At 68.6% G+C, this 25,611-nt stretch carries 23 protein-coding genes; 11 read left to right on the top strand and 12 right to left on the bottom strand.

Features of this window, described 5'->3' with window-relative positions:
• Nucleotides 1-33 precede the first annotated feature (33 nt).
• From C7H75_RS20015 to lpdA, 3 genes are all read left to right on the top strand, one after another.
• Nucleotides 34-777, top strand: a complete 744-nt coding sequence (locus tag C7H75_RS20015; protein WP_022597640.1) for a hypothetical protein — start codon at nt 34-36, stop codon at nt 775-777.
• Nucleotides 778-1,851: 1,074 nt separating this feature from the next.
• A complete protein-coding gene (locus tag C7H75_RS25755; RefSeq protein ID WP_005517973.1) occupies nt 1,852-2,004 on the top strand; it encodes a hypothetical protein in 153 nt (50 codons plus the stop codon).
• A 142-nt stretch (nt 2,005-2,146) separates the two neighbouring features.
• A complete protein-coding gene (gene lpdA / locus C7H75_RS20010) occupies nt 2,147-3,550 on the top strand; it encodes a dihydrolipoyl dehydrogenase (protein WP_005517976.1) in 1,404 nt (467 codons plus the stop codon).
• A 19-nt stretch (nt 3,551-3,569) separates the two neighbouring features.
• Here the strand turns inward: lpdA and C7H75_RS20005 are convergent, their stop codons facing one another.
• Nucleotides 3,570-4,454, bottom strand: coding sequence for an alpha/beta hydrolase fold domain-containing protein (locus C7H75_RS20005; protein WP_064077337.1), 885 nt, complete (start codon nt 4,452-4,454; stop codon nt 3,570-3,572).
• 23 nt (nt 4,455-4,477) lie between these two features.
• Complete coding sequence (locus tag C7H75_RS20000) at nt 4,478-4,867, bottom strand: winged helix-turn-helix transcriptional regulator (protein ID WP_064077257.1); 390 nt, start codon at nt 4,865-4,867, stop codon at nt 4,478-4,480.
• Between the two features lie 118 nt (nt 4,868-4,985).
• Here C7H75_RS20000 and C7H75_RS19995 point away from each other — a divergent pair, with 118 nt between their 5' ends.
• Nucleotides 4,986-5,843, top strand: coding sequence for an SDR family oxidoreductase (locus tag C7H75_RS19995; RefSeq protein WP_106851730.1), 858 nt, complete (start codon nt 4,986-4,988; stop codon nt 5,841-5,843).
• 91 nt (nt 5,844-5,934) lie between these two features.
• Here C7H75_RS19995 and C7H75_RS19990 read toward each other — a convergent pair whose 3' ends face one another.
• The 4 genes from C7H75_RS19990 to C7H75_RS19975 all read right to left on the bottom strand — a co-directional run bounded on the left by C7H75_RS19990 (nt 5,935) and on the right by C7H75_RS19975 (nt 9,889).
• Entirely contained in the window at nt 5,935-7,542 is a 1,608-nt protein-coding gene (locus tag C7H75_RS19990) for an MFS transporter (protein ID WP_106851729.1), read from the bottom strand.
• A 168-nt stretch (nt 7,543-7,710) separates the two neighbouring features.
• The gene (locus tag C7H75_RS19985; RefSeq protein WP_005517982.1) at nt 7,711-8,412 is read right to left on the bottom strand and encodes a GTP pyrophosphokinase; all 702 of its coding nucleotides are present in this window, start codon (nt 8,410-8,412) and stop codon (nt 7,711-7,713) included.
• Between the two features lie 26 nt (nt 8,413-8,438).
• Nucleotides 8,439-9,008: a carboxymuconolactone decarboxylase family protein gene (locus C7H75_RS19980; protein WP_084846324.1), complete on the bottom strand. Its 570-nt coding sequence runs from the start codon at nt 9,006-9,008 to the stop codon at nt 8,439-8,441.
• A complete protein-coding gene (locus C7H75_RS19975; protein ID WP_084980038.1) occupies nt 9,005-9,889 on the bottom strand; it encodes an SDR family NAD(P)-dependent oxidoreductase in 885 nt (294 codons plus the stop codon). The genes C7H75_RS19980 and C7H75_RS19975 overlap by 4 nt, the downstream gene beginning before the upstream one ends.
• Nucleotides 9,890-10,054: 165 nt before the next feature.
• On the opposite strand from C7H75_RS19975, the gene C7H75_RS19970 reads away from it, so the two are divergent.
• The 7 genes from C7H75_RS19970 (at nt 10,055) to C7H75_RS19940 (ending at nt 17,180) form a co-directional block, all read left to right on the top strand.
• Entirely contained in the window at nt 10,055-10,810 is a 756-nt protein-coding gene (locus C7H75_RS19970; RefSeq protein WP_005517987.1) for a TetR/AcrR family transcriptional regulator, read from the top strand.
• 134 nt (nt 10,811-10,944) lie between these two features.
• The gene (locus C7H75_RS19965) at nt 10,945-12,138 is read left to right on the top strand and encodes an ABC transporter substrate-binding protein (RefSeq protein WP_013417051.1); all 1,194 of its coding nucleotides are present in this window, start codon (nt 10,945-10,947) and stop codon (nt 12,136-12,138) included.
• Nucleotides 12,139-12,153: 15 nt separating this feature from the next.
• Entirely contained in the window at nt 12,154-13,029 is an 876-nt protein-coding gene (locus C7H75_RS19960; protein ID WP_013417050.1) for a branched-chain amino acid ABC transporter permease, read from the top strand.
• Nucleotides 13,029-14,069, top strand: coding sequence for a branched-chain amino acid ABC transporter permease (locus C7H75_RS19955; RefSeq protein ID WP_081121062.1), 1,041 nt, complete (start codon nt 13,029-13,031; stop codon nt 14,067-14,069). The genes C7H75_RS19960 and C7H75_RS19955 overlap by 1 nt, the downstream gene beginning before the upstream one ends.
• The gene (locus tag C7H75_RS19950; RefSeq protein ID WP_081187169.1) at nt 14,066-14,836 is read left to right on the top strand and encodes an ABC transporter ATP-binding protein; all 771 of its coding nucleotides are present in this window, start codon (nt 14,066-14,068) and stop codon (nt 14,834-14,836) included. Before C7H75_RS19955 ends, C7H75_RS19950 begins: the two co-directional genes overlap by 4 nt.
• A complete protein-coding gene (locus C7H75_RS19945; protein WP_005517992.1) occupies nt 14,833-15,546 on the top strand; it encodes an ABC transporter ATP-binding protein in 714 nt (237 codons plus the stop codon). Before C7H75_RS19950 ends, C7H75_RS19945 begins: the two co-directional genes overlap by 4 nt.
• Nucleotides 15,543-17,180, top strand: a complete 1,638-nt coding sequence (locus tag C7H75_RS19940) for a class I adenylate-forming enzyme family protein (RefSeq protein ID WP_081187170.1) — start codon at nt 15,543-15,545, stop codon at nt 17,178-17,180. The genes C7H75_RS19945 and C7H75_RS19940 overlap by 4 nt, the downstream gene beginning before the upstream one ends.
• On the opposite strand, the gene uca is transcribed toward C7H75_RS19940, so the two are convergent.
• Genes uca through urtA form a run of 6 tightly spaced genes read right to left on the bottom strand, consistent with a single transcriptional unit; the run spans nt 17,170 to nt 25,573 of the window.
• Nucleotides 17,170-20,757 carry an urea carboxylase gene (gene uca, locus C7H75_RS19935; protein ID WP_081206423.1) on the bottom strand — a complete coding sequence of 1,196 codons (3,588 nt, stop codon included), beginning with the start codon at nt 20,755-20,757 and terminating at the stop codon, nt 17,170-17,172. The genes C7H75_RS19940 and uca overlap by 11 nt on opposite strands.
• Before the next feature lie 52 nt (nt 20,758-20,809).
• Nucleotides 20,810-21,502 carry an urea ABC transporter ATP-binding subunit UrtE gene (gene urtE / locus C7H75_RS19930; protein ID WP_069856840.1) on the bottom strand — a complete coding sequence of 231 codons (693 nt, stop codon included), beginning with the start codon at nt 21,500-21,502 and terminating at the stop codon, nt 20,810-20,812.
• 2 nt (nt 21,503-21,504) lie between these two features.
• Nucleotides 21,505-22,302: an urea ABC transporter ATP-binding protein UrtD gene (gene urtD / locus C7H75_RS19925; RefSeq protein WP_005517997.1), complete on the bottom strand. Its 798-nt coding sequence runs from the start codon at nt 22,300-22,302 to the stop codon at nt 21,505-21,507.
• Complete coding sequence (gene urtC, locus C7H75_RS19920; RefSeq protein ID WP_005517998.1) at nt 22,299-23,390, bottom strand: urea ABC transporter permease subunit UrtC; 1,092 nt, start codon at nt 23,388-23,390, stop codon at nt 22,299-22,301. The genes urtD and urtC overlap by 4 nt, the downstream gene beginning before the upstream one ends.
• Nucleotides 23,387-24,271, bottom strand: a complete 885-nt coding sequence (gene urtB / locus C7H75_RS19915) for an urea ABC transporter permease subunit UrtB (protein ID WP_005517999.1) — start codon at nt 24,269-24,271, stop codon at nt 23,387-23,389. Before urtB ends, urtC begins: the two co-directional genes overlap by 4 nt.
• A 33-nt stretch (nt 24,272-24,304) precedes the next feature.
• Nucleotides 24,305-25,573, bottom strand: coding sequence for an urea ABC transporter substrate-binding protein (gene urtA, locus C7H75_RS19910; protein WP_013417041.1), 1,269 nt, complete (start codon nt 25,571-25,573; stop codon nt 24,305-24,307).
• Between the last annotated feature and the right edge of the window lie 38 nt (nt 25,574-25,611).

Genomic DNA, 25,611 nt, shown 5'->3' with positions numbered 1-25,611 from the left:
GATCGATCACCAACCCAGAACGAAGGAGATCGCATGTCCAAGATCAACCGGAAGCTGCCTATCGCACTCTGCGCCGTGGCGGCGTCCGCCGGAATCGCTCTGAGCGTCGCCCCTGCGGCGTCGGCGACCATCGGATCGACCACTACCAACTTCTCCATGTCCTGCTACGGAAGCGCGACCGTCCTCGGGATTACGCAGGCGCAGGACCAGGCTCAGCCGTTCTCGACGACAGTCACCCACGGAACATCAGGTTCCAACCAGTCGTTCGCCGTCGCCGTTGGTGCGCAGTCGGTCCCCACGACTGTTCCCGGGCGTCCCACCTACACGGTGACCTCGCTCACGAACATCAAGATTCGAGTCCAGATCGACGGCAGCACGTACGTGTCGCACTCGCTGTCGGGCGGATCGGGCTACACCGGCACCGCAACCGCAACCAAGACGACGAGCTCCCCGACGGGGAACGCCATCATCGAGATCTCCATCCCTTCGGTCACCGCTGGTGGTAGCTACACCCCGCCGACCTTGACCGTCATCCAGACGTCGACGGTCGCTCCCAAGCTCTCCACTGGCAACGGAGGAAACGGCACCGCGGCGACCCAGAACGAGGGGAAGTACGGGTTCCGTGCGGGGAACTTCTACGCTTTCGACTCGAATGTCTCGGTTCCCTTCGCCGGAACGGTGACAGCAGGCACCAGCTGCGTACCGACCGACGTCCAGTTCCCGTCCGCCGGGGCGTTCCCAGTCCTGAACAGTGGCGCAGGCATCCTTCATTCCTGACCTAGCGCGATAGAAGGTGCGGATGCGAGATCGGTTCGCGTCCGCACCTTCTCAGCTGGATGAAGCCGAATGCACGACAGAATTGGTGGTCATCTTCTGGTGTCCAGCAGGTTCAGCGGGCGTCGGTCGAGAGGGTGGTCCGCCGAGCGCCATGGGATCATCGCCCTGCAGGGTCGGAGTGCGGATCTGACCGGCTCGCGATCCAGGCGTAATCAAATGTGGCTGCGGCAGTTGTTTCAGGCGCGGATCTCGAGCCTTCGGATCGGACCATCTCCAGCCTCGACCAGATGCCGCCGCGCCTCATCACGGCGCAGCTAACCCCGATGTTGGCTCAGCACCCGCTTTTCCGCGTTCAGTGTGGGGGCGCAAACGGGCCGTGCCTGACGAGGATCGATCAGACATCCCCGGCGGGTTCACATCGGGCGCTGCTCATGCGCCTGTATTTCCTGACGTCCAGTCGCCTACCGACCGGAACCGGTTGCGGTTCTTCGTAACTATGCGACCGGCACGACCTGAGACGGTCATCGCCGAGACTGGTGCCTGGCCCCTTCCCCATCTCGAACTGATGGGCGAGAGTCGCTTGCCGCCGGAGCGGAACGAGCGGCCTGTGTCGGCCGAGTCGCGTCGCCGCCCGGCGTCCGAGGGGTGAGGGGGCGGGTGAATTTCCCGGCAACCTGGACAGTTGCCCAGTTGGTGTAACGAAAACGCGTACAGGACGACGATACCTAGATTATCTTTCGATCACGGTCGAATAAACCCGATCGTCTTCCCGACCGGGAGGCAGGCGGATGGCACACCACGGTCACGCCGCAGCTGGTGCCGAACGGGCGGGATGAGCAGGGAGTAGACGAATCCGGGGTAGCGGGGTCCCCTGGCCGGCGAACTTCCAGACCCGCTGCGTGAGAAATCACGCAGCAATCACGAACAGTACCCACCACCACGAAAGTAGGAGTAACAATGAACGCGGATCTCCTGGGCCTCATCCAGCTCATCATCGGCAACATCGTGAACCTCGGTTCGGTCACCGAGCTCTCCTGATCCGAATCACCCAGCGCAGCAAGAAAGGCGATTGCCATGAATCTGGACGCCATCGACCTCGGTTCGTTCTCCGGGGCGGTCACGGGCTCCATGTCGGGTCTGCTCGACATCTTCCTCAGCCTCAGCCGGGGAAGCGTCTTCGGCGGTAGCACCGTCGGTGACCTCGGGAGCGCCATCTCGTTCAGCTGACGCATTCGCACCTCCGACCCCAGTCGCCACCGGCGGCTGGGGTCGCAGGTGTGTTCGGGGTCATGGCCGCGTTCCGTGACCTTACTCGCGAGTAAGCACCAACCCGGGACAGCCGATCGAGGCGGGGCTACGCTAGGGCCTCGTGACCTCACACTATGACGTCGTTGTCCTCGGAGCCGGTCCCGGTGGGTACGTCGCTGCTATCCGCGCGGCACAGCTGGGCCTCAAGACCGCCATCATCGAAGAGAAGTACTGGGGTGGTGTCTGCCTGAACGTGGGCTGCATCCCCTCCAAGGCACTTCTGCGCAATGCCGAACTGGCGCACATCTTCCACAAGGAGGCGAAGGCGTTCGGCATGTCGGGAGACGTGTCCTTCGACTTCGGCGCAGCGTTCGACCGCAGCCGCAAGGTCGCGGACGGCCGCGTCAAGGGCGTGCACTTCCTGATGAAGAAGAACAAGATCGACGAGTTCGACGGTCGCGGCACGTTCGTCGATGCCAAGACCATCTCGGTCGCTCTCAGCTCGGGCGGCACCGAGACGGTCACCTTCGACAACGTCATCATCGCCACCGGTTCGGTGACCAAGCTGCTGCCGGGCACCTCGCTCAGCGACAACGTCGTCACCTACGAGGAGCAGATCCTCACCCGCGACCTGCCGAAGTCGATCGTCATCGTCGGCGCCGGCGCCATCGGCATGGAGTTCGGCTACGTCCTCTCGAACTACGGGGTCGACGTCACCATCGTCGAGTTCCTGGACCGCGCCCTGCCCAACGAGGACGAGGACGTCTCCAAGGAGATCGCCAAGCACTACAAGAAGCTCGGCGTCAAGATCAAGACCGGTGCGGCCGTCCAGTCGATCGTCGACAACGGCTCCGACGTCACCGTCTCCATCAAGGACAACAAGTCCGGCGAGATCGAGACGGTCACCGTCGACAAGGTCATGCAGTCCGTCGGCTTCGCGCCCCGCGTCGAGGGCTACGGCCTCGAGAACACCGGCGTCGCCCTCACCGACCGCGGCGCCATCGCGATCGACGAGCGCATGCGCACCAACGTCGACGGCATCTACGCCATCGGTGACGTCACCGCCAAGCTGCAGCTCGCGCACGTCGCCGAGGCTCAGGGCGTCGTCGCCGCCGAGACCATCGGGGGCGCCGAGACGATGGAGCTGGGCGACTACCGGATGATGCCGCGCGCCACGTTCTGCCAGCCGCAGGTCGCCAGCTTCGGTCTCACCGAGGCGCAGGCCAAGGCCGAGGGCTACGACGTGAAGGTCGCCACCTTCCCGTTCACCGCGAACGGCAAGGCTCACGGCCTGAACGACCCCAACGGCTTCGTCAAGCTCATCGCCGACAAGAAGTACGGCGAGCTGCTCGGCGGCCACCTCATCGGCCCCGACGTCTCGGAGCTGCTGCCCGAGCTGACCCTGGCCCAGAAGTGGGACCTCACGGTCAACGAGCTGGCCCGCAACGTGCACACGCACCCCACGCTCAGCGAGGCGCTGCAGGAGGCCATCCACGGCCTCGCCGGCCACATGATCAACTTCTGACGGTCCGCCGCCCGAAGAGCTAGTCCGCGAGAAGCCCGCACAGAATTGTGCGGGCTTTCTTGCCCTCCGGGATCGGGAGCAGCGGGTAGACGTGGATCATCTCCCGCGCCTCGTGGAAGTCGAGTGACACCCGGGCCTCGGACGCCAGTGGCCGGAAGCGGCGGGCGTCGACGTTGAGGATGTCGCGGGTGCCGGTGAACAGCGTCATCGGGCCGAGACCGGTGAGATCGCCGTTCAGTGGGCTCACCCACGGGTGCTCCCGATCGAGTTCGCCGCGGTAGGCGTCGGCGGCCACCGTGAGGCTGTCCGGGTGCAGCCACGGATCGCGCGGGGCGATCTCGCGGATCTCCGGGTGCTCCCCGGTCGCGTCCAGCCACGGCGAGATCAGCGCGGTGTGGGCGGGGGCGGCGGTGCCGCGATCGCGCAGCGCCAAGGCCACCGCGAGCGCGAGCCCGCCGCCCGCCGAATCACCCGCGATCACCAGCGGCTCGTCGTGCTTCGCCAAACCTTCGGCGAGGTCGGCCGACGCCGGAACCACGTGCGAGGCCGTCCCGCGCGGCGCCACCGGGTAGATCGGCACCGTCACCGACGCGCCCGCGGACGCCAACTGCGCCACCAGTTTCCAGTGGTGGCGGGTGATCTCCCGGATGTAGGCGCCGCCGTGGAGGTACAGCACGCGCGCCGACGGCGCCATCCCGCGCGGGGTCACGGTGAACACCGGCCACCCCGCCGCCGAGGTGGACGCGGTGACGTCGAGGGTGCGCCCCAGCGACGACGGCGGCGCGAACGGCTTCGGCCGGGCCTGCAGCGCCGCGATCTCCCGGCGGATGTCGTCGGCGCTCGGACGGCGGCGCCCCAGCACTGCGATGGCCAACGGCATGGCCCTGCTGGTCAGGCTCGGCATGGCCACCCCCGTCGTCGTCTCGGTCAGCGTGCGTCGTACCGATTCTGGGCCGCATAGATGTCCGGCATGTGCGATTCGAGCAGATCGATCAGGCCGGTGAGACGCTCGGCGATCTCCTCGCCGAGTGGGGTGAGGCTGTACTCGACGTTCGGCGGGATCGTCTCGCGGACCTCGCGGTGCACCAGGCCGTCGCGCTCGAGTTGCTGCAACGTCTGCGCCAGCATCCGCTCGCTCACCCCGTCCACCCGGCGGCGCAGCGCGCCGAATCGGTACGGGCCCTCGGCGAGTGCGGCCAGGGCGAGCGTGCCCCAGCGTCCGGTGACGTTGAGCAGCGCGCCCCGCGAATGGCAGTCGCGCGCGAAGACGTCGGCCTCGAGAGTCGGGTCGTCGAAGTGCTGGTCCGGGCTGCTCACGTACTCCAGATTACTACCCGCGAATCACATAGTGCTGACGTAAACGGTTGCACTTACGAAAAAGAAGTGCATGATGGAGGGCGAACGAAGCATTGAAGGTTCAACCTTGGGAGTTCTCATGACCATCGCCGTCACCGGTGCCACCGGACACCTCGGCCGCCTCGCCGTCGACGCCCTGCTGCGGCGCGGTGTCCCCGCATCCGACGTCGTCGCCGTCGTCCGCAACCCGGAGAAGGCCGCCGACCTCGCGGCCCAGGGCGTCCAGGTGCGCACCGCCGACTACGCCGACCGCGCCGCGCTCGAAACCGCCCTCGCCGGGGTCGACAAGTTGCTGCTGATCTCCGGCAGCGAGGTGGGTGCGCGGGTGCCGCAGCACACCAACATCATCGACGCCGCGAAGGCCGCGGGCGTCGGCTTCGTCGCGTACACGTCCATCCCGGACGCGCCCAACAACACGCTCCGGCTCGCGCAGGAGCATCAGGTGACCGAGCGGCTGCTCGCCGAGTCCGGCATCGACCACGCGCTGCTGCGCAACGGCTGGTACTGGGAGAACTACACCAACGACCTGGCCGGCACCGCCGAGCGCGGCGTCCTGGTCGGCAGCGCCGGCGACGGCCGGGTCGCGGGTGCGGCCCGTGCCGACTACGCCGAGGCCGCGGCCGCCGTGCTGACCTCCGACGAGAACCAGGCCGGCAAGGTGTACGAGCTGGGCGGCGACGAGCACGTGTCGTACCCCGAACTGGCCCAGGCCATCTCGAACGTCACCGGCAAGCCCGTCGAGTACCGGAACCTGCCGGTCGCGGAGTACCAGGGCGTCCTCGAGTCCGTCGGCCTGCCCGCGGCCGTCGCCGCAGTCCTCGCCGACGCCGACGCCGGTGTCGCGACCGGCGTCCTCGACGTCACCAGCGGCGACCTGCAGCGGCTCATCGGGCGGCCGTCCACCCCGCTCGAGGACGTGCTGCGGGCCGCGCTCTGACGGCCCCGGTAGCAGCTGAAGGGTCCGTTCATGCGCCGGCAGCGCACGAACGGACCCTTCAGCTTCCCGAGGGGGAATGGGGGAGGAACGGTCAGTGCATCCCGACGGCGCCTTCGGTGGGCAGATCGCCCTTCTTGGCGCGGACCAGGACGATCACCAGCGGGCTGATGACGAGGATGAGCGCACCGGCCCAGCCGAACGCGTGCGCGTAGCCGGACACCTCGGTGCCGAACACCCAGTCCATGATCTTGCCGACGAAGTCCTGCGCGGGCGCGGGCATGGCCGCGATCTGCTCGGCCGTGGGCGGCGTCGCGTTGGCGAGGTCGGTGGGGATCGCGTCGGCCGGGAAGCCGGGCGGGGGAGTGGGCGCCGGGTTGTCGGCCTGGAACGCGCTCTTGGCCGACGCGTACACCGTGGTGAACAGGGCTGTGCCGAGCGCGCCGCCGACCTGCAGCGTCGCGTTGGCCAGTGCGCTGGCGGCGCCGGCGTCGTGGTTGGGGACGCCGAGCAGCGCGAGGTTCTGCATCGGCACCATCAGCAGACCCAGGCCGAAACCGAAGATCGCCAGGCCCGGGAACACGTGCGTCCAGTAGGACGTGTCCACGCCGATCTGGGTGAGCAGGAACAGCCCGACGGCCGCGAAGATCGGTCCGACGACCATGAGCGGCTTGGGGCCGATGTGGGTGGTGAGCTGCGCCGCGATGGTGGACGCGATGACGATGAAGAACGCCATCGGCAGCGACCCGACACCCGACATCACCGGGCTCAGGCCCATCACGATCTGCAGGTAGAACGTCAGGTACAGCGTGCCGCCGAGCAGCGCCGCGCCGACCAGCGCCGAGCCGATGAACGCGGCGCCGCGGTCACGGTGCCACGGAACGCTGAGCGGCAGAAGCGGGTTCGCCGACTTCTTCTCCACCAGCACGAATGCGACGAGGGCGACCAGGCCGATGCCGATGAACACCAGCGTCTGCGTCTCGAGCCAGCCGTGCTCGGCCTTGGTGAAGCCGTACACCAGCGAGCCGAGACCGACCGCGACCAGCACGGTACCCGGTAGGTCGTAGCTGGTGTCGCCGTGCGCCTTGGTCTCCTTGACGATCGGCAGCGTCACCGCGATCGCGAAGATCGCGACGGGGATGTTCACCAGCAGGCACCAGCGCCAGTCGACGTACTGCGTCAGCACGCCGCCGAGCAGCAGGCCGATCGCGGCGCCGCCGCCGGAGATCGCACCGAACACCGCGAACGCCTTGGCACGCTCCTTCTCTCCGACGAACGTCGTGGTGAGGATCGCCAGCGCGGCGGGCGCGAGCAGGGCCGCGAACACGCCCTGCCCGGCGCGCGCGGCGAACAGTTGCATGCCGGTCTGCGCGAAGCCGCCGACGGCCGACGCGATCGCGAAGCCCGCCATCCCGACCATGAAGGAGCGCTTGCGGCCCCAGAAGTCGGCGATGCGGCCGCCGAGCAGCAACAGCGCGCCGAAGGCGAGCGCGTAGGCGGTCACCACCCACTGCCGGTCCAGGTTGCTGATGCCCAGTTCCTTCTGGGCGTCGGGCAGTGCGATGCTCACGATGGTGCCGTCGAGCACGACGGTGAGCTGGGCCAGCGCGACGATGCACAGCACCAGCCAGCGGCGGTCGTGATTGGGATTGTCGTGTACGGGGGCGTCGGGACGCGAGGTCGCCTGGACGTCTTGGGACATGCAGTTCCTACCGGATCGGTGGCACGGACGACTGTCGCGGCCGAACGTGCAGACGCTACCGGCGAACAGGGAACGGCAGCAATCGAATACCGCCCATCGTCGGAATGGTCACATGTCGGTCCGGAGACTTGCAACCGCGGGACAACTATGAGCAGCGGGCGGGCCGCGTCATTCGGACAGGCGCACCTGCAATGCGTCGAGCAACTGCGGCGGCAGTTCGAGCGCGGGGGCCTCGTCGGCGACACCCTCCTGCGCTTTGAGTTTCGCGAACTCCTCGTTGAGCCGCTCCATCTTCATGTCCAGCCGGTGTGCGGTCTCCGCGGCCTCGGTGAGTTCGGCGAGCAGTTCCGGCGGCACCTCGCGATTGAACTTGTAGTAGATCTTGTGCTCGAGGCTGGCCCAGAAATCCATTGCGATGGTGCGGATCTGGAGCTCGATCGGCACCTGCTGCACGCGGTCGCTCAGGTACACCGGTACCTCGACGATCAGGTGCAGGCTCTTGTAGCCGTTCGGCTTGGGCTTGGCGATGTAGTCCTCGACCTCGCGGACCTCGATGTCCGGCTGGCTCGTGATCATGTCCGCGATGCGGTACGTGTCGGCGATGAAGCTGCACGTGATCCGGACCCCGGCGATGTCGAGGATCTGCTCGCGGACGTCGTCGAGGGTGAGCGGGCAGCCGATGCGGTTCGCCTTGCGGATGATGCTCTCGGGCGTCTTGAGTCGCGACGTCACGTGCTCGATGGGGCTGTAGAGATTGATGTGCGTGAACTCGTCCTTGAGGATGTTCACCTTGGTCAGCAGCTGAGTGATGCCGAACCGGTACGTCATCATGAATCGGGAGAAGTCGGTTCGGAGTTGCTCAGGATCCACGCCACCAGTGTGCCACCGCCGGCGAATCAGAAGTCGGGCTGGATTCGCAGGGTGTCGATGGTGGTGGCCAAACCGTCGTACTGCGTCACCAGGAGACAGAACTCGACGAGCCGCCGATCGTCGAGGTGCTCGGCGAGCGTGGCCCACGTCGCGTCGTCGACGTTCTTGGTGGCGACCATCTGGTCCGTCGCCGCCAGCATCGCCCGGAACCGCGGCGACCAGTCGGGGTCGGTGGGGCCGGCGAGGACGCGGTCGAGGATCTGCGGGGTGACGCCGGCACGCCGGCCGAGCCGCACGTGGTGCTGCCATTCGTAGCGGGATCCGCGCAGGTGGGCGACCCGCAACACCACGAGTTCGATCTCGAACCGGGACAGCTTGGTGCCGGGCAGCAGCATCAGGACGCCCGAGTAGTGCAACCAGCCGCGGAACAGCCCTCCGGTGCGGCCGAGGGTGCTGAACAGCTTGGCGTCGCGCGTGCGGGAGCCGAGGGAAAGTACCCGCCACCCGGCCCAGTTCACCGGCCCGAGTTCCTTGAAACGTCCCGGCCGGACGCGCGGCGCCGTGTGGTTGCCGGTCTTCTCGTCGTGTGCGGTCACTCGGTCTCCCCGGGTCGGTCCGGCAGTGGCGTGGTGAGTCGGGCGTGCTCGGCCCGGGCGGCGTCGAGGGCCGCGGCCATCCGCGGTTGCGGGCGCAGCTCGACCGCCCGCTGCACGAGCATGCGCAGGCGCATCGTCGGCGCCACCCAGCGGGGCGCGTAGATCCGCCGGGCGCGCGTGGCGATGCCTCGCTCGAATGCGTCCACCCCCACCGAGCGTGGGGCGACCCGGGTGAACGGTCCGAGCCCCTTGATCTGGGCGGCGGCCTCGGTTCCGAATCCGATCGCGGTCATGTCGGTGTCGACCTCGGCGAGGTATGCGACACCCACCCGCAACCCGAGGTGCTTCGTCTCGAGGCGCAACGTGTTGCCGAGCGCCTCCACCGCGGCCTTGCTGGCGGCGTACGCGCCCATGAGCGGCAGCTGCACTCCCGCCGCGGCCGACGCGACCAGCAGCACGTACCCGCCGGGGTGCGCGACGAGCGGCCCCGCCGCGCGCACCGTGTGGTACGTCCCGAGCAGGTTCACCTCGACGGTGCGCGTCATGACGTCGGGGTCGCCGCCGAGCAGGGGAAGTTGCGCCGCCACACCGGCATTGGCCACCACGACGTCCAGCCCGCCGAGGTCGTCGGCGAGGGCGTCGACGGCCCGCTGCACCGCCTCGCCGTCGCGGACGTCGCACACCCGCCACGGAGCGCCGCCGCACATCGTCGCGACCTGTTCGAGCAGTTCGCGTTCGAGTCCGAGTAGCGCGACCCGGGCACCGCGCGCATACAGGCGCCGGGCGAGGGATGCGCCGATCCCGCGGGCCGCGCCGGTGACCAGGACGCGACGGCCCTCCAGGCGCTCCTCGAGCGCCTCTCTCGTCCCGGTTCGTGCCATCGCGCTGCCCCCGCCCCTCGGTTACCCCACGGTAAGGAAACGCTAGCACCGCAGGTCGGATCTACCGGGCAGGCCGGCGGCGCCGTGTAGCATTGACGGGCATCAAGCAAGCGTTCGATCGGGATCGATCGACACTGCATCACCGTTCCTGGGGGGAGTCGTCAGGTGGCATCGACCCGGCGAGAAGAAATTCTATTTCATGCGGCCAAGCTGTTCAGCGAGCGCGGCGTCGCCGGCACCACCGTGCGGGACATCGCCGACGAGGTCGGCATCCTCTCGGGCAGCCTCTACCACTACTTCGGCTCCAAGGACGCGATCGTCTTCGAGATCGTCATCGCCTTCGTCGACGACCTCAACGAGCGTTACGAGGCCGCTCAGGTCCCGGGTGAAACCGGCAGGGAGCGAATCGATCACATGGTGGCCGTCTCGTTCGAGACCGCGGCGGACCATCCCTTCGCCACCGAGATCTATCAGAACGAGAGCGCGCTGTCGTCGCAGCCGGAGGACAGTCCGATCTCCGTGGCGGTCCGCCGGGCCCACGACTACTGGGCCGACGCGATCTCGCGCGGCGTCCGGTCGGGCGAGTTCCGTGTCGACATCGACCAGCAGCACTTCCATCGCATGCTCCGGGAATCCGTCTGGTCGACGGTGCGATTCAACCGGGCCTCACTGGCCCAGGACGCCGAGCGCCTGCGGCACGACCTGATCGCGGTGTTCCTCGACGGTTTCGCGGCGGGCGGGCCGGTGGGATCGGCATCCGCCAAGGCTGCGCCCGGGCCCGTGCGCCGGTCCGAGATCGCCGACCGGGCCGCTGCCGTCGAGCTTCCCGGGGCGGACGACTCGGAATTCGACGATCTGCGGCGCGACGTCCGCGAGCTCAAGGAAGCGATCCGCGAACTGCGCCTGCTGCGCGGCAACTGAAGTTCCCTCTCGTCGTCGGTCCTCGGCGTTGACTTCGCGGTGTGACGCGGGGCATACTCCTGTCGCCAATTGTCAATCAAGCAATTGCTTGATTGACCAAACGCTTGAAGGTCGGCGTCAGACGGGAGTCGGTTGTGAGAATCGGAAGGGTCGTCGCTGCGGCGGTGGCCGCCGCCGTGGGAGCTTTCGGCGTCGCGGGATGCGGATCCGCGGGGGAGATGTCGCCGGACGAGATCGTGATCGGCCTCGACGAGGACTCGACGGGGCCCGGCGCGTCGTACAGCACCATCGCCGGCAGCACGATCCGGCTCGCGGTCGACCTCGTCAACGCCGACGGCGGGATCAACGGCAAGCCGGTGCGCCTGGTCGTCGAGAACGACGAGTCCAGTCCCACCAAGACGCCGTCGATCATCCGCAAGCTCGTCGACCACGGCGCGAGCGCGGTCCTGCTCGCCACCGGGTCCGGTTCGGTGATCCAGGCCAAGTCGGTGCTGCAACAGTCCGAGATCCCGGCCATCGCACCCGTCGTGCTGTCCGACGCCTTCGCGAACAAGCCGGACAACGGCTACTCGTTCATGATCCCGAACTCCCTCAAGCAGTACGCCGAGGTGTACTGCGGCGCGTTCGAGCAGATGGGCTACAAGACACTCGGCATCCTCGGCGACGCGAGCGCCTCGATCGACGGCATCATCAAGACGCTGCGGCCCGCGCTCGAGAAGTGCGCCACCGTCACCGCCGTCGAGAAGGCGCCCGTCGACGCCGCGGACCTCACCGCGCAGGCCTCCCGGGTCACCGGCACCGAGCCCGACGCGATCCTCGTCGCCAGCATCGGTGGCCACTTCGAGATCCTCGCCCACAACACGCTCGCCAAGATCTACCCGGACGCGCAACGCTTCTCGCTCGCCTCGATCGGCAACCAGCCCAAGTCGTGGGCGCTGGCCGACCCGGGCGCGCTCACCGGCATGGTCTACATGGGCAGCCTCAGCGCGAACAATCCGCGCACCGCCGAGCTGACCGAGAAGATCCGCGCGGTCAAGGGCGCCGACTACCAGCTCACCGCGTACGACGCGCAGGCCTACGACGCCGTGATGATGCTCGAGCGCGCGTTCGAGATCGCCGGCGACCACACCGACCGGACCAAGGTCCGCGATGCGCTGCAGCAGGTCTCCGACGTGCCAGCGACGTTCGGCCAGGAGGGCCTGACGCTGTCGTACGGCCCCGACGACCACCTCGCCCCCGACAGCCTGTGCGGCCTGGTGCTCGTCGAGTTCGGCGCCGACAACAAGCCGGCCGGGCCGTGGGCGTCCTACCAGCCCCCGTGCGGCTGACGAAGGAGAGAACAGATGACTGATCCTCAACTCTGGCTCGCCGCGCTCGAGATCGGCGCCTTCTTCTCGCTCATCGCCCTCGGCATGTACCTCGTGGTGGTGGGGGCGGACTTCTTCAACTTCGCGATGGGCCCCTACGCGATGGCCGCCGCGATGGCGTGCAGCTTCGTCGTCGTCGATCACGGTGTGCCGCTGTGGCTCGCGCTGCTGCTGGGCCTCGCCGTCGGCATGGCGCTGTCGGTGATCACCGAGAAGCTCGTCGTGCAGCAGGTCCAGAAGCGTTCGGGCCGTGGCGAACTGCCGGCCCTCGTCGCGGTCACCGCGGTGCTGTTCGCGGTGCAGCAGCTGGCCGGCACGATCTTCGGCCGGACCCCGCTGCCCGGACAGAAGCTGTTCGACTTCCAACCGATCACCGTCGCCGGCGCCACCGTCGACAGCTCGTCGATCGTCCTCGTCGTCGGCACCGTTGTGGTGTTCGTCGTGGTGGGTCTGTGGCTGCAGGCGACGCAGACGGGTCGGCTGCTGCGCGCGGTCGGTGACAACCCCGAGGCCGCCCGGATCCTCGGCCTGCCGGTGAACCGGGTGCGGCTGGTGGCCTTCACAGTCGCCGGACTCATCGCCGCCATCGCCGGACTGCTGTTCGCGCCCAAGGCCGGCGTCCAGTTCACGAGCGGACTGTCGTGGACGCTCACCGCGTTCATCGCCCTCGTGATCGGCGGGACCGGACGCAGCTGGGCGCCGCTGATCGGTGGCTTGCTGCTCGGCTTCGTGCAGGTGTTCGCGCCGTACTACTTCGGTGCCAGTGCCGCACAGACCGCGATCCTGCTGATCGCGTTGGTGTTCTTCGCCTTCCGGCCGGAGGGCCTGCTCTCGAGGAAGGTCCGCGTCTGATGTCGACTCTCACGTCACCGCCGTCGGAGGCGGCAGCGCCGGCACGTCCCTCGCGGGCCCGCCGGTCGCTCACCAACATCGCGATCGAGGCGGGCATCACGCTCGTCGTCGTCGCCGCGGTACTGGTGTGGATGGGGCCGAGCCTGTACCGGCAGGACCTGGTGTTCCTGGCCGCGACGTACTCGCTGATCGCCCTGGGCATGTACATCCCGTTCGTCATGGCAGGTTCGCTGTCGATGGCCTACAGCGCGTACGCCGCGATCGGCGCGTACGCCGTCGCCCTCGTCTCGGTGAAGACCGGGCTGTCGATGTGGTGGGGCTGGGTGATCGGCGCCCTCGTCGCGGCAGTGGTCGCGGTGATCCTGGCGCTCGCGACGCAGAAGCTGTCCGGCTTCTATCTCGCGGCCGTCACCCTGCTGTTCGGAATCGCCTTCGAGCACTGGCTCATCGACGGGCCCGACTTCACCGGTGGTTCGGCGGGCATCTCCGGCGTCGAGGCCGTCACACTGTTCGGGTGGCAGCCGCCGCGATACACGCTGGTGGTTATGGCGATCCTGTTCGTCTGCGCGATCGCGGTGGTCGTCGACCGCATGCGCAAGTCCGTGTGGGGCCTGACCCTGCGCGCCGCCCGCGACAACAAGAACGCCGCCCGCTCGTCGGGCGTCAACCCGGCACACCTGACGGTGATCGCGCTCGCGATCGGTGCGGCGATCGCATCGACCGGCGGCTCGCTGTTCACAGTGTCCGTGCAGGCCGTCACGCCGGAGACGTTCACCCTCAGCATCGTGTTCCTCGCGATCTTCATGCCGATCATCGGCGGCCGCAACAGCGCGTGGGGCGCCCCGCTCGGTGCGCTGATCGTCGTGATCGTCACCCTCAACATGCCCGGCTACCAGGGCAGCGGCGAATTGCTGCTCGCCGTGGCGGTGCTGCTGATCCTCATCGTTGCGCCGGGCGGCGTGATCGGCTGGGTGGGAACGGCATTCGCCAAGGTGACCGGTCGTGGTGGTTCCGACGAACGAGGAAGTGATCGAACGTGAGCGTGCTGCTCGAGGTCTCGGGCCTCACCAAGAACTACGGCGGTGTCCGCGCCGTCGACGACGTCTCGTTCACCGTCGCCCCCGGCGAGGTGGTCGGTCTGGTCGGCCCCAACGGCGCCGGCAAGACCACGCTGGTGGACTGCATCTTCGGGACGCAGAAGGCGGACGCCGGCACCGTGACGCTCGCCGGCCGCACGCTGACCGGGCCCAGCGAGAAGCGGGCACGTCAGGGGCTCTCGCGGACCTTCCAGCACCCGCAGTTGGCGCTGGAACTGAGCGCCGTCGAGAACATCGTGCCCGCACTGTACGGTCGCCGGATGCGCACGCCGCTGCACTCGCTGTGGTGGGCATTCAAGGGGCCGTTCGAGAACTGGGACGCCACCGCGGACCGGGCGCGCGCCGTCGCGCACGAGTACGCGATCGACGACACCGCCAGCGCCTGCGGCGAATTGAGCCTCGGCGGGCAGCGCCTGGTCGAGGTGGCGCGCGCGATGGCCACGGATCCGCAGGTGCTGCTGCTCGACGAGCCGTTCGCCGGCGCCGACCACACGGGCATCGCCGCGATCGCCGGGGCGGTGCGCAAGATTCAGGCCCAGGGGCGCGGCGTCGTGCTGGTCGACCACAACGTCGACCTCATCGCCGAACTCGCGACCACCGTCGTGCTGCTCGACTTCGGATCGGTCGCCTTCCACGGCGCGCCCGCCGAGTGTCTCGCGAGCGACGCCATGCGTGAGGTGTACTTCGGTGCAGGAGAGGAAGTGTCATGACCACGCTCGAGGTGACGCACCTGAAGGTCCGGTACGGATCGGCCGTCGCGGTCGACGGCGTCTCGTTCACGGCGCCGTCCTCGACGGTGACCGCCGTCGTCGGTCCCAACGGCGCCGGCAAGTCCAGCCTGTTCGGGGCGGTCTACGGATCCGTCCGCGGCACCGGGCAGGTGATGATGGACGGCCGGCGGGTCGACGGGATGTCCGCGCTGCAGCGGGTCCGGGAGGGTTTCGCGTACGTTCCGCAGGGCCGGCAGCTGTTCATGAAGATGTCGGTCCGCGAGAACCTGCAGGTGGGTGCCGATCTGCTCGGACTGAAGAAGGACGCGATCGACTCGGCGTTCGACCGGTTCCCGGTGCTGCGCGAGCGATCCGGCAGCTACGCCGGTGTGCTCAGCGGCGGCGAACAGCAGATGCTGGTGCTGGGGCGGGCGCTGCTCGCGACGCCCAAGGTACTGCTGCTCGACGAGATGATGACGGGCCTCGCACCGAAGATCGTCGCCGAACTGCGTTCGCTGGTGGCCGGTCTCGCCGCCGACGGCGTGACGGTGCTGGTCGCCGAACCGGCCTTGGCGGCGCTGAAGGCGGTGGTCCAGCGCGGTTACGTGATGCAGCGCGGCCGGATCGTCGACATGCGGGACGACGCGGCGTCGCTCGACACCGCGTACAAGCAGTCGATGGGCATGTTGGAAGCGACAGTGGAGCAGTGACGGTGACCGGACGTTTCTCGACCACCCTGGACGTCGCTGTCGGTGACTTCGCGACCGATCCCCGCAAGCTCGACGGCCTGAGTGTCAGCGAACTGGTGCGGCACTGGGCCCTCACGATCGGCGAGCGGATCGCGTTCATCACGCCGGACTCGCGGATCTCGTGGGCCAGTTACGACGCGACCACCGATCGCATCGCGTCCGCACTGGCGGCGGTGGGCGAGGACTCCGCCGTCGCGCTGTACCTGCCCGACACCATGGTCTTCCATGCCGCGCTGTGCGCCGCATACCGCACGGGACGGATCGCGGTAGGCATCGGGTCTCGTTCGGGCGTCAAGGAAGTGGCGCATCTGAGCACCCGCGCCGGGTGCCGGACGCTGGTCACCACGCGGTCGCTGCGCGGCCAGGACACCGCGGCTCTCGTCGCGGAACTGCGCGAGCGGACCGGTGGGCCGGAGCACGTGATCTACGTGGACGACCTCGGCTCCGTCGAGGTCGAGGACGCCGCCGGCGAACGGGTCGAGGTCACCGACCGCCGATTCGACGCCACCAGCCCACGTTTCGGCGTCGACGACGTTTCGCTGCTCAACTCCACGTCCGGCACCACCGGTCTGCCGAAGCTGGTGACCCAGACCGAGCGCCGCTGGATCGGGTTCTCCGAGGTGGCCGTGCGGGCCGGGAGGATCACCGGCGACGACGTCTTCTTCGGTGCGGTCCCGGCGCCCTTCGGGTTCGGGCTGTGGACGTCGCACTTCCTGCCGGCGCTGCTCGGCGCACCGAACGTGGTGGTCGAACGGTTCAACGCCGACGTGATGGTCGACCTGCTCGAGCGTGAGCGGGTGACGATCCTGAACTGCGTCAGTACCCAGTTCAAGATGCTGTTGCGGTCCGAGCGGGCACAGGCCGCCGATCTCGGTGCCCTGCGCGCGATGTTCACCGGCGGTGAGGCGGTGCCGTACTCGGAGGCCCTCGCGTTCGAGGAGCGGACCGGGGCCGCGGTACTCCAGTTCTACGGTTCCAACGAGACCGGCGCGGTGAGCGTCACGACCGTCGACGACGACGCCGACACCCGCCTGCGCACGTGCGGGCGCGTGGTGGACGAGGCTCGGGTCCGGGTGTTCGACGACGCGGGTACCGAGGTGCTCGGTGCCGAGCGCCGCGGCCAGCCCGGCGTCAACGGCCCCCTGACGTGCCACGGCTACTGGGACGACGACGCCGCCAACGCCGAGCTGTACACGGACGACGGCTGGATGCTGCTCGGGGACATCGTCGAGATCGACGCGGCCGGACGCCTACGGGTGGTGGGCCGCAAGGCCGACATCATCATCCGCGGTGGCAAGAACATCTCGGCCGTCGAGGTCGAGGAGTTCGTCCGCGCCCATCCGGCGGTCACGATGGTGGCGGTGGTCGGTGTGCACGACGCCCTGTTCGGCGAGAAGGTGTGCGCCGTCGTGGTGACGGCAGACGGCACCGAACTGACAGCGGACGACCTGTCCACGTGGCTGGCCGCGCAGGGCGTCACCCGCGAGTACACGCCCGAGCACGTCGTCACGGTGGACGAGCTCCCCTTGGCGCCCGGGGGGAAGGTCGCCAAGGGGGTCGTGAAGGTGCTCGCCGAGCAGCAGCTCAGCCGATGACGGCCAGCGGAGTCCCGGGCGCCACCTTGGCGCCCGGCTCCGCGAGCACCTGGAGCACCGTGCCGGCGGCGGGACACGGGACCGGCATCTCGAGTTTCATGGCTTCGAGGACAACCGCCGGATCGCCCGCGGATACCTGCTGTCCCGGTGCTAGTTCCACCCGCCACACGTTGCCGACCATCGGGGCCTCCACCACGACGGCGCCCGGTGGGACGTCCAGTTCCTCGGTCGCGGGCTCGGGGGCCGGCCCGGCGTCGACGCGGTCGAACTCGCCGGCCGCGTGCCACGCCCGCTTCTCGGCCTCGAACGCCGCCCCCTGACGTTCCTCGAACTCGGCGATCGACTCGGCGTGTTCCTCGAGGAAGCGCAGGTGGTCGGCCAGTGCGAACGTGCCCTCGCTGACGTCGGCGTCGAATCGCCCTGCGCGGGAATCGGACCGAGCCTGCTCGAGCTGTTCGGGGGTGACGGGCTCCCACACGATCCGGTCGAAGAAGCGGAACAGCCACGGCTTGCCGGACTCGAACGGTGCCCGCTGCCGGTAGCCCGACCAGATCGGCACCGTCCGCCCGATCAGCTGATAGCCGCCCGGCGACTCCATGCCGTACACGCACAGGTACTTGCCGCCGATCCCGACCGCGTCCGACGGCGTCCACGTGCGGGCCGGGTTGTACTTGGTGGTCACCAGCCGGTGCCGCGGATCGAGCGGAACAGCCAGCGGCGCACCGAGATACACGTCACCCAGTCCGAGTACCAGGTACTCCGCGTCGAACACGGCCTTGCGGACGTCGTCGACGCTGCCGAGTCCGTTGATCCGCCTGATGAACTCCGTGTTCGACGGCAGCCACGGTGCGGTGTCCCGCACCCCGCTGCGGTAGCGGGCCATCGCCTCGGCGATCGACGGGTCGTCGAACGAGAGTGGCAGGCGCACGGTACGGCTCGGGACGACCAGATCGTGGGTCGCGGGCAGTCGGCTCTCGAGTTCCTGCAGCACCCCCAGGAGGCGATACTGCGGCAACACGTCCGGGTCGAAGTGCAGGTGCAGCGACCGGACGCCCGGGGTGACGTCGATCAGCCCCGAGACCTGCAGGTCCACCAGCGCCTCCGACAGTGCGTGCACCCGCATCCGCAACCCGAGATCGAGGGCCATCGGACCGTACTCGACGAGGATGTTGTCGTCGCCGCCGCGCAGGTACACCACCTCCGGGCGGTCGTCGCCGGCGTCGGTGCGGCCGAGGACGCCGCCGTCCCCGCGGGAGACCCGCACGGCCGGAACGTCCTTCGCCCGCATCGCGTCGGAGCGGCGCAGCGAGTCGGCGTCCGCGTCGGGCACCGGAACGAAGCGCACGGCGTCGCCGGGACGGATCTGCCCCATCTTCCAGCGGTGCGCGCTCGTCACCGTGAGCGGGCACGCGAACCCGCCGAGACTCGGACCGTCCGGGCCCAGCAGGATCGGGGTGTCGCCCGAGACGTTCAGCGCACCGACGCTGTACGGATTGTCGTGCAGGTTCGACGGGTGCAACCCCGCGTCGCCGCCGTCGGTGCGCGACCACGTCGGCTTGGGTCCGTCGAGCCGGATCCCGGTGCGGTTGGCGTGGCTCGCGGTGATCCACGTGGTCTCGTAGAACTGCGTCATGTCCGCGTCGGTGAAGTACGACGGCGACGGCTGCGGACCCTCGGTGACCGCGAGGTGCCACGTGTGGGTCAGTTCGGGGCGCACGTCGTCCGGGACACGCGCCGGCGCGGTCGACGTGTCGCTCTCGGGGCGTATCCCCAGCACGTCGCCGGTCGCGACGGCGCTGCCGGTGACGCCGCCGAACCCGCCGAGCGTGAACGTCGATGCGCTGCCGTGGAACAGCGGGACGTCCAGCCCGCCGCGCACGGCGAGGTACGTGCGCAGTCCGGTGTCGGCGGGGGCGCCGATGTCGAGCACCGAGCCGGCGGCGATCTCGATCGGCTCCCACATCGCCGCCGCGAGTCCGTCGACGGTCACCGGTGCGTCGGCGCCCGTCACGCACACCACCGTCGGCGTGGAGAACTCGAGCCGCGGTCCCTGCAGCGTGCATTCGAGGCCGGGTGCGTCGACCGGATTGCCGACGGCGGTGTTGGCGAGCCGGAACGACAGGTCGTCCATCGGGCCCGACGGCGGAATACCGACCTGCCACAGCCCGATCCGGCCCGGAAGGTCCTGCACGGTCGTCATGGTGCCGGCCCGCAGCACGTCGATGCGCGGTCCCGTGGCCGGGATGTCGGCGAGTGCGGACGTCGTGTGGTCGGTGAGCGGCTGGGCGCAGATGTGCCGCAGCTGAGGGAGATTGGTCTGCACGCCGTAGAGGCGGGTCTCCGCCAGCGCGCCGCCCAGCTTCGCGACCGCCTCCTCGCGGGTGTCGCCGCGGGTGACGATCTTCGCGAGCATCGGGTCGTAGTGGGCACTCACCTCGGTGCCGGTGTCGACCCACGTCTCCACCCGCGCGGCGGCGGGAAACTGCACCGACGTGAGCGTCCCGGCGCTGGGCCGATAGTCCCGCCCGGGATCCTCGGCGTACACGCGGGCCTCGACGGCGTGGCCGGTGATCGCCGGGCCGCTGTCCGGCAGACCGTCCAGCATCGACGCGTCGCCGCCCGCCAGGCGCAGCATCCACGCCACCAGGTCGACACCGGTCACCTCCTCGGTGACGGGATGCTCCACCTGCAGTCGGGTGTTCATCTCCAGGAACGACGCCTCGCCGCGGTCCACGTCGAACACGAACTCGACGGTGCCCGCCGAACGGTAGTTCACCGACGACGCCAGATCGCGGGAGGAGCGCAGCAACTGCTCGGTGACGTGGTCGGGCAGGCCCGACGCCGGCGCCTCCTCCACCACCTTCTGGTTGCGGCGCTGCAGCGAGCAGTCACGGGTGCCCAGGCTCACCGTGCGACCGGCGCCGTCGCCGAACACCTGCACCTCGATGTGACGCGCGCGGGCGACGAAACGTTCCAGGAAGACGCCCGACGACGAGAAGTTCGCCGCCGCCATCCGCTGCACCGTGTCGTACGCCGCGCGCAGCGCCTCCGGTGTGAAACACGCCTGCATGCCGATACCGCCGCCGCCACCGACCGCCTTGAGCATCACCGGGTAGCCGATGCGCTCGGCCTCGGCGAGGGCCTCCTCGACCGATTCGAGGAGGCCGCTGCCGGGAACCAGCGGGACGCCCACGGCGCGTGCCGCCTCGCGGGCGGTGTGCTTGTTGCCGAACACCCGGAGCTGATCGGGAGTGGGGCCGACGAACGCGATACCGGCCTGCTCCGCCGCCGCGGCGAATTGCTCGTTCTCCGAGAGGAACCCGTAGCCGGGGTGGATCGCCCCGGCGCCGGTGGCGAGGGCCGCCTCGATGACCTTGTCGGTGCGCAGATACGACTCCGCCGCGGGGGCGGGTCCGAGCCGGACGGCCGCGTCGGCCATCTCCACGTGGGCGGCACACGCGTCGGCGTCGGAGTACACGGCGACGGTCTTGAGCCCGAGTTCGCGAGCGGACCGGACGATGCGGCAGGCGATCTCGCCGCGATTGGCGACGAGCAGGGTGTCGAAAGCGGGGAACACGAAAGGTCTCCTTCGGTGGGAGGGAGCAGCGGAGGCCGGTGAGAGCGGCAGGTCAGATCGCCATGGCGGAGCGCACGACGGACTCGGCGTCGGCGCCGCCGGCACCGGTCGACGTGACGCGGCCGGACTCGAGGACGTAGTAGCGCTGGGCGGATTGCAGGGCGAACCCGATGTGCTGCTCCACCAGGAGGACACCGAGATTGCCGCGGCGCGTGAGTTCGACGATCGCGGATTCGATCTCGGCCACGACCGACGGCTGGATGCCCTCGGTCGGCTCGTCGAGCACCAGCACGCGCGGTTCGGTGATGAGTGCGCGGGCGATCGCCAGCTGCTGACGTTGACCGCCCGAGAGCAGCCCGGCCCGTCGGTCGAGTAGCGATTCGAGTGCCGGGAACAGTGCCAGCTGCTCGTCGATGAGCGCCTTGCCGCGCTTGCGGCCGTCGGCGACCACCTGCATGTTCTCGAGTGCGGTCAGCTGGCCGAACGACTGCTGGCCCTGCGGGACGTACGCGAGGCCGCGGGCGACACGGGCGCTCGGCCGCAGCCTGGTGACGTCCCGGCCGTCCAGCAGGACCTTGCCCGACGTCGTCTTCGCCAGCCCGACCGCGGCGCGCAGCAGCGTGGTCTTGCCGGCGCCGTTGTGTCCCATGACCGCGGCGACGCCGTCGGCGGGCACGGTGACGGTGGCGCCGTGGATGATCTCGGTGCGGCCGTAGCCGGTGCGGATGTCGACGAGCTCCAACATGATCAGGCCTCCTCGAGAACGTCGGCGGCGGCCGCGGTGCCGAGGTACACCTGCTGCACCATCGGGTGGGCCTGAATCTCTTCGACGCTGCCGTCGGCGATGACCTTGCCGCGGGCCAGCACCGTCACGGAGGTCGCGAAGGCCCGCATGAAGTCCATGTCGTGCTCGACGACCACGACGGTGCGCTCGGCGCCGATGCGTCGCAACAGGTTCCCGGTCTCTTCGCGTTCCTCGTGGCTCATGCCGGCCACGGGCTCGTCGAGCAGGAGGACGTCGGCGTCCTGCACCAGCAGCATGCCGATCTCGAGCCACTGCTTCTGGCCGTGCGGCAGGATGCCGGCCTTGCAGTCGCGCAGGTCGGTCAGGCCGATCGTAGCGAGGGCTTCCTCGATCTGCGGCAGGACATTTCTGCGGCGGCGGAGCAGTGTCAGCGCGGATCGTCCGGCGCCGGCGGCGATGTCGAGGTTCTGCAGGACCGTGAGGTCCTCGAACACCGACGCGGTCTGGAAGGTGCGTCCTACGCCCGAGCGGGCGATCTTGTGGACCTTCTGCCCCAGCAGTTCGACACCGGACTTGGTGACCGAACCGGTGGCCGGCACCAGGCCGGTGACGGCGTCCACCAGCGTGGTCTTGCCGGCGCCGTTGGGCCCGATGAGGAAGCGTAGATCGCCCTGGAACAGCGTCAGATCGACGCCGTCAACGGCGGTGAAGCCGTCGAATGTGACCCGCAGATCGCGAATCTCGAGGTACTGGCTGGACATTCCGGCGTTGCCGCCGAGGGTGGGCTGGGGTTCGGTCATCGTGCGACCTCCAGTTCGCGGGCGGACTCGGGTTCGCTTTCGAGGGGAGCGGCGCGCCGGCGCCGTCCGAAGAGCTTGGCCAACCCCGCGATGCCGGCCGGGAAGAAGCCGATGACGACGATGAACAGCAGGCCCTGCGCGTACGTCCACGCCGACGGAAAGTTCTCCGACAGGGTGGTCTGTGCCCACGCGACACCGATCGCGCCGAGCACCGGCCCGAGCAGGGTGGTGCGGCCACCGATCGCCACCCCGATGAGGAACGCGATCGAGGGGACGATGCCCACATCGGCGGGGGAGATGATGCCGACGATCGGCACGAACAGTGCGCCCGCGATGCCGGCGAAGAACGCGGCGACCGTGTAGGCCACGACCTTGATGTTCGCGGGGTCGTAGCCCAGGAACCGGACCCGCTCCTCCTGATCGCGGACCGCGACCAGGAGCTCACCGTAGCGGGAGTTCATCAACTGCCGGGTCGCGGCGACGACGAGCAGCAGTACGGCGGCTGCGATGAAGAACAACATCCGCTTGTTCGCCGGATCGGACAGATTGAAGCCGAAGAACGTGCGGAACCGATTGAGGCCGTTGGATCCACCGATCGACTGCTGGCCGATGAGCAGGATCGCGAACGCCGCCGCGAGCGCCTGCGACAGGATTGCGAAGTACGCGCCCTTGACCCGGCGCTTGAACACGCCGAGGCCGAGCAGGAACGCGACGAACGCGGGAACGAGCAGGATCGCGGCGATGGTCGTGAACGGATCCGCGAACGGCGTCCAGTAGGAGGGGAGTTCGCGGATGCCGGCGATCTGCATGAAGTCCGGCACCGAGTCCCCGCGCAGTTCCGCGTCGGCGATCTTGAGATGCATCGCCATGATGTAGGCGCCGAGGCCGAAGAACACACCCTGTCCGAGGGTGAGCATTCCTCCACGGCCCCAAGCTAATCCGATGCCGACCGCGACTATCGCGAAGCACAGGAACTTGGCCAGGAGATTGAGCCGGAAGTCCGACAGCATGGCCGGTGCGACTCCGAAGAGGACGACCGCGGCGACGGCGAATCCCACCCACACCCGGTAGCGACTGAGCACGGTCATACCAGGCTCCTTGTCTTGGCGACGAACAGTCCCTGCGGGCGGACCTGCAGGAAGATGACGATGAGCACGAACACGATCACCTTGGCGATCGACGCCGTGGTCGAGTACTCGATGAACGAGTTCAGAATGCCGAGCGCGAAGGCCGCGACCACGGCACCCGACAGCCGGCCCAGGCCACCGATCACGACCACGAGGAACGCGTCGATCAGGTACGACTGGCCGATGGTCGGGCTCGTCGACCCGATCAGCGTGAGCGCGACACCGGCGACGCCGGCCAAACCGGAGCCGATGAAGAATGTCGTCACATCGGTTCGGCGCGACGAGATTCCGCTGGTCTCCGCAAGGTCGCGGTTCTGCACGACGGCCCGGATGCGGCGACCCATCGAGGTCTTCGCCAGTGCGAAGGACAGCACCGCGACCGCGACGATCGCGAGCACCAGGATGAAGATGCGGGTCTTCGGCACCACGGCGCCGAGGATCTCCACGCCGCCGGTGAGCCACGTGGGTGCGACGACGTTGACGGCGGGCGCACCGAAGATGTCCCGGGCCAGCTGCTGGAGTACCAGTCCCACACCGAAAGTCACCAGCAGGGTGTCCAGCGGCCGGTGGTACATCCGCCGGATCAAGGTGGCCTCGAGCAGCACGCCCATCAGGCCGCCCACCACGAAGCCCACCACCAGGGAGATCAGCAGCGACGCCCCGGCGCTCGAAACGACCTGCTGCACCACGTACGCGGTGTACGAGCCGGCCATGATGAATTCGCCGTGGGCCATGTTGATCACGCCCATCTGGCCGAAGGTCAGCGACAGGCCCAGTGCCGCCAACAACAGGATCGACCCGATGCTCAGGCCGGTGAACAGCTGCCCGATAACGACATCCATCGGTGCCCGCCCTTCCTCGTCGTTGTTCGTGAGCTAGCTACCCGAGCCGGACAGGTCCTTCGCCCAGTCGTAGCTCTCGAGGTACGGGTCCGGCTGGATCGGGCCGTCGGACTCCCACACGGTGTAGATCAGGCCGTCGCCGCGGATCTCGCCGATGCGCGCGGTCTTGGTGATGTGGTGGTTGTCGCCGTCGATGGTCACCAGGCCCTCCGGTGCCTGGAAGCTGACACCGTCGGCCGCGGCCTGGACGTCGGCCACCGCGAACGAATCGGCCTTCTCGACGGTGTTCTTCCACAAGTACACCGACGTGTAGGCGGCCTCCATCGGATCCGACGTCGGCTTGTTCGCTCCGTACTTCGCCTTGTATGCGTCGACGAACTTCTTGTTCTCGGGCGAGTCGACGGTCTGGTAGTAGTTCCAGGCGGTGAGCTGACCGGTCACGTTCTGCGCACCGATGCCGCCCACCTCCTCCTCGGCGATCGACACCGAGACCACCGGCATGTCAGCGGCTTTCAGACCCACATTGGCGTACTCGCGGAAGAACGCGACGTTCGAATCACCGTTGAGGGTGTTGAAGACGGCGTCGGCGTCGGCGGTGCGGACCTTGTTGACGATCGTCGAGAAGTCGGTGGAACCGAGCGGCGTGTAGTCCTCGCCCTTGATCTCGATGCCGTTGGCGGCCGCGTACGCCTTGATGATCCGGTTGGCGGTCTGCGGGAAGACGTAGTCGCTGCCCACCAGGTACAGCGACTTGACGCCCTTCTCCTTCAGGTAGTCCAGCGCGGGAACGATCTGCTGGTTGGTGGTCGCGCCGGTGTAGAAGATGTTGGGGGAGTCCTCGAGGCCCTCGTACTGCACGGGGTAGTACAGCAGCGCATTGTTGTCCTCGAACACCGGCAGCATCGCCTTGCGGCTCGACGACGTCCAACCACCGAAAACGGCTGCGACACAGTCGCTGCTGATGAGCTTCTCGGCCTTCTCTGCGAACACCGTCGGCTCGGACGCGCCGTCCTCGGCGACGACCTGGATCTTCTTGCCGAGCACGCCGCCGGCGTTGTTGATCTCCTCGACCGCGAGGGCGATGGAGTCGCGGACGGTGACCTCGCTGATCGCCATCGTGCCGGACAGCGAGTTGAGCGAACCGACCTTGATCGTGTCGCCCGACGTGTCGACGCAGGACGCGGTGGACGTCGTACCGGCGGCCGAGGTGTCCGACGCCTTGCTGCCGCAGGCGGTGAGAACCAGGCCGAGGGCCGCGAGTGCGGCCGGGGCGGTGAGAGCACGCTTCGAGAACGTGGGCATGAACGAGCCTTTCCGTCGAGAGGAATGACGCTGAGCTG

The sequence above is a fragment of the Rhodococcus (subgen. Prescottella) equi genome (genome assembly GCF_003013675.1).
GTDB classification, from domain to species: Bacteria; Actinomycetota; Actinomycetes; order Mycobacteriales; family Mycobacteriaceae; genus Prescottella; species Prescottella equi.
The sequence above is the reverse complement of the archived record's forward strand: the minus strand, read 5'-3'. Positions and strand labels throughout refer to the sequence as shown.

Excerpts from the sequence above, each read along its gene's own strand:
- C7H75_RS19995 (WP_106851730.1), top strand. The coding sequence starts at position 4,986 with ATGACCATCGCCGTCACCGGTGCCACCGGACACCTCGGCCGCCTCGCC.
- C7H75_RS19960 (WP_013417050.1), top strand. The coding sequence starts at position 12,154 with ATGACTGATCCTCAACTCTGGCTCGCCGCGCTCGAGATCGGCGCCTTC.
- C7H75_RS19955 (WP_081121062.1), top strand. The coding sequence starts at position 13,029 with ATGTCGACTCTCACGTCACCGCCGTCGGAGGCGGCAGCGCCGGCACGT.
- C7H75_RS19975 (WP_084980038.1), bottom strand. The coding sequence starts at position 9,889 with ATGGCACGAACCGGGACGAGAGAGGCGCTCGAGGAGCGCCTGGAGGGC.
- C7H75_RS20015 (WP_022597640.1), top strand. The coding sequence starts at position 34 with ATGTCCAAGATCAACCGGAAGCTGCCTATCGCACTCTGCGCCGTGGCG.
- urtC (WP_005517998.1), bottom strand. The coding sequence starts at position 23,390 with ATGACCGTGCTCAGTCGCTACCGGGTGTGGGTGGGATTCGCCGTCGCC.
- urtE (WP_069856840.1), bottom strand. The coding sequence starts at position 21,502 with ATGTTGGAGCTCGTCGACATCCGCACCGGCTACGGCCGCACCGAGATC.
- C7H75_RS19945 (WP_005517992.1), top strand. The coding sequence starts at position 14,833 with ATGACCACGCTCGAGGTGACGCACCTGAAGGTCCGGTACGGATCGGCC.
- urtB (WP_005517999.1), bottom strand. The coding sequence starts at position 24,271 with ATGGATGTCGTTATCGGGCAGCTGTTCACCGGCCTGAGCATCGGGTCG.
- urtD (WP_005517997.1), bottom strand. The coding sequence starts at position 22,302 with ATGACCGAACCCCAGCCCACCCTCGGCGGCAACGCCGGAATGTCCAGC.
- urtA (WP_013417041.1), bottom strand. The coding sequence starts at position 25,573 with ATGCCCACGTTCTCGAAGCGTGCTCTCACCGCCCCGGCCGCACTCGCG.
- C7H75_RS19990 (WP_106851729.1), bottom strand. The coding sequence starts at position 7,542 with ATGTCCCAAGACGTCCAGGCGACCTCGCGTCCCGACGCCCCCGTACAC.
- C7H75_RS25755 (WP_005517973.1), top strand. The coding sequence starts at position 1,852 with ATGAATCTGGACGCCATCGACCTCGGTTCGTTCTCCGGGGCGGTCACG.
- C7H75_RS20005 (WP_064077337.1), bottom strand. The coding sequence starts at position 4,454 with ATGCCGAGCCTGACCAGCAGGGCCATGCCGTTGGCCATCGCAGTGCTG.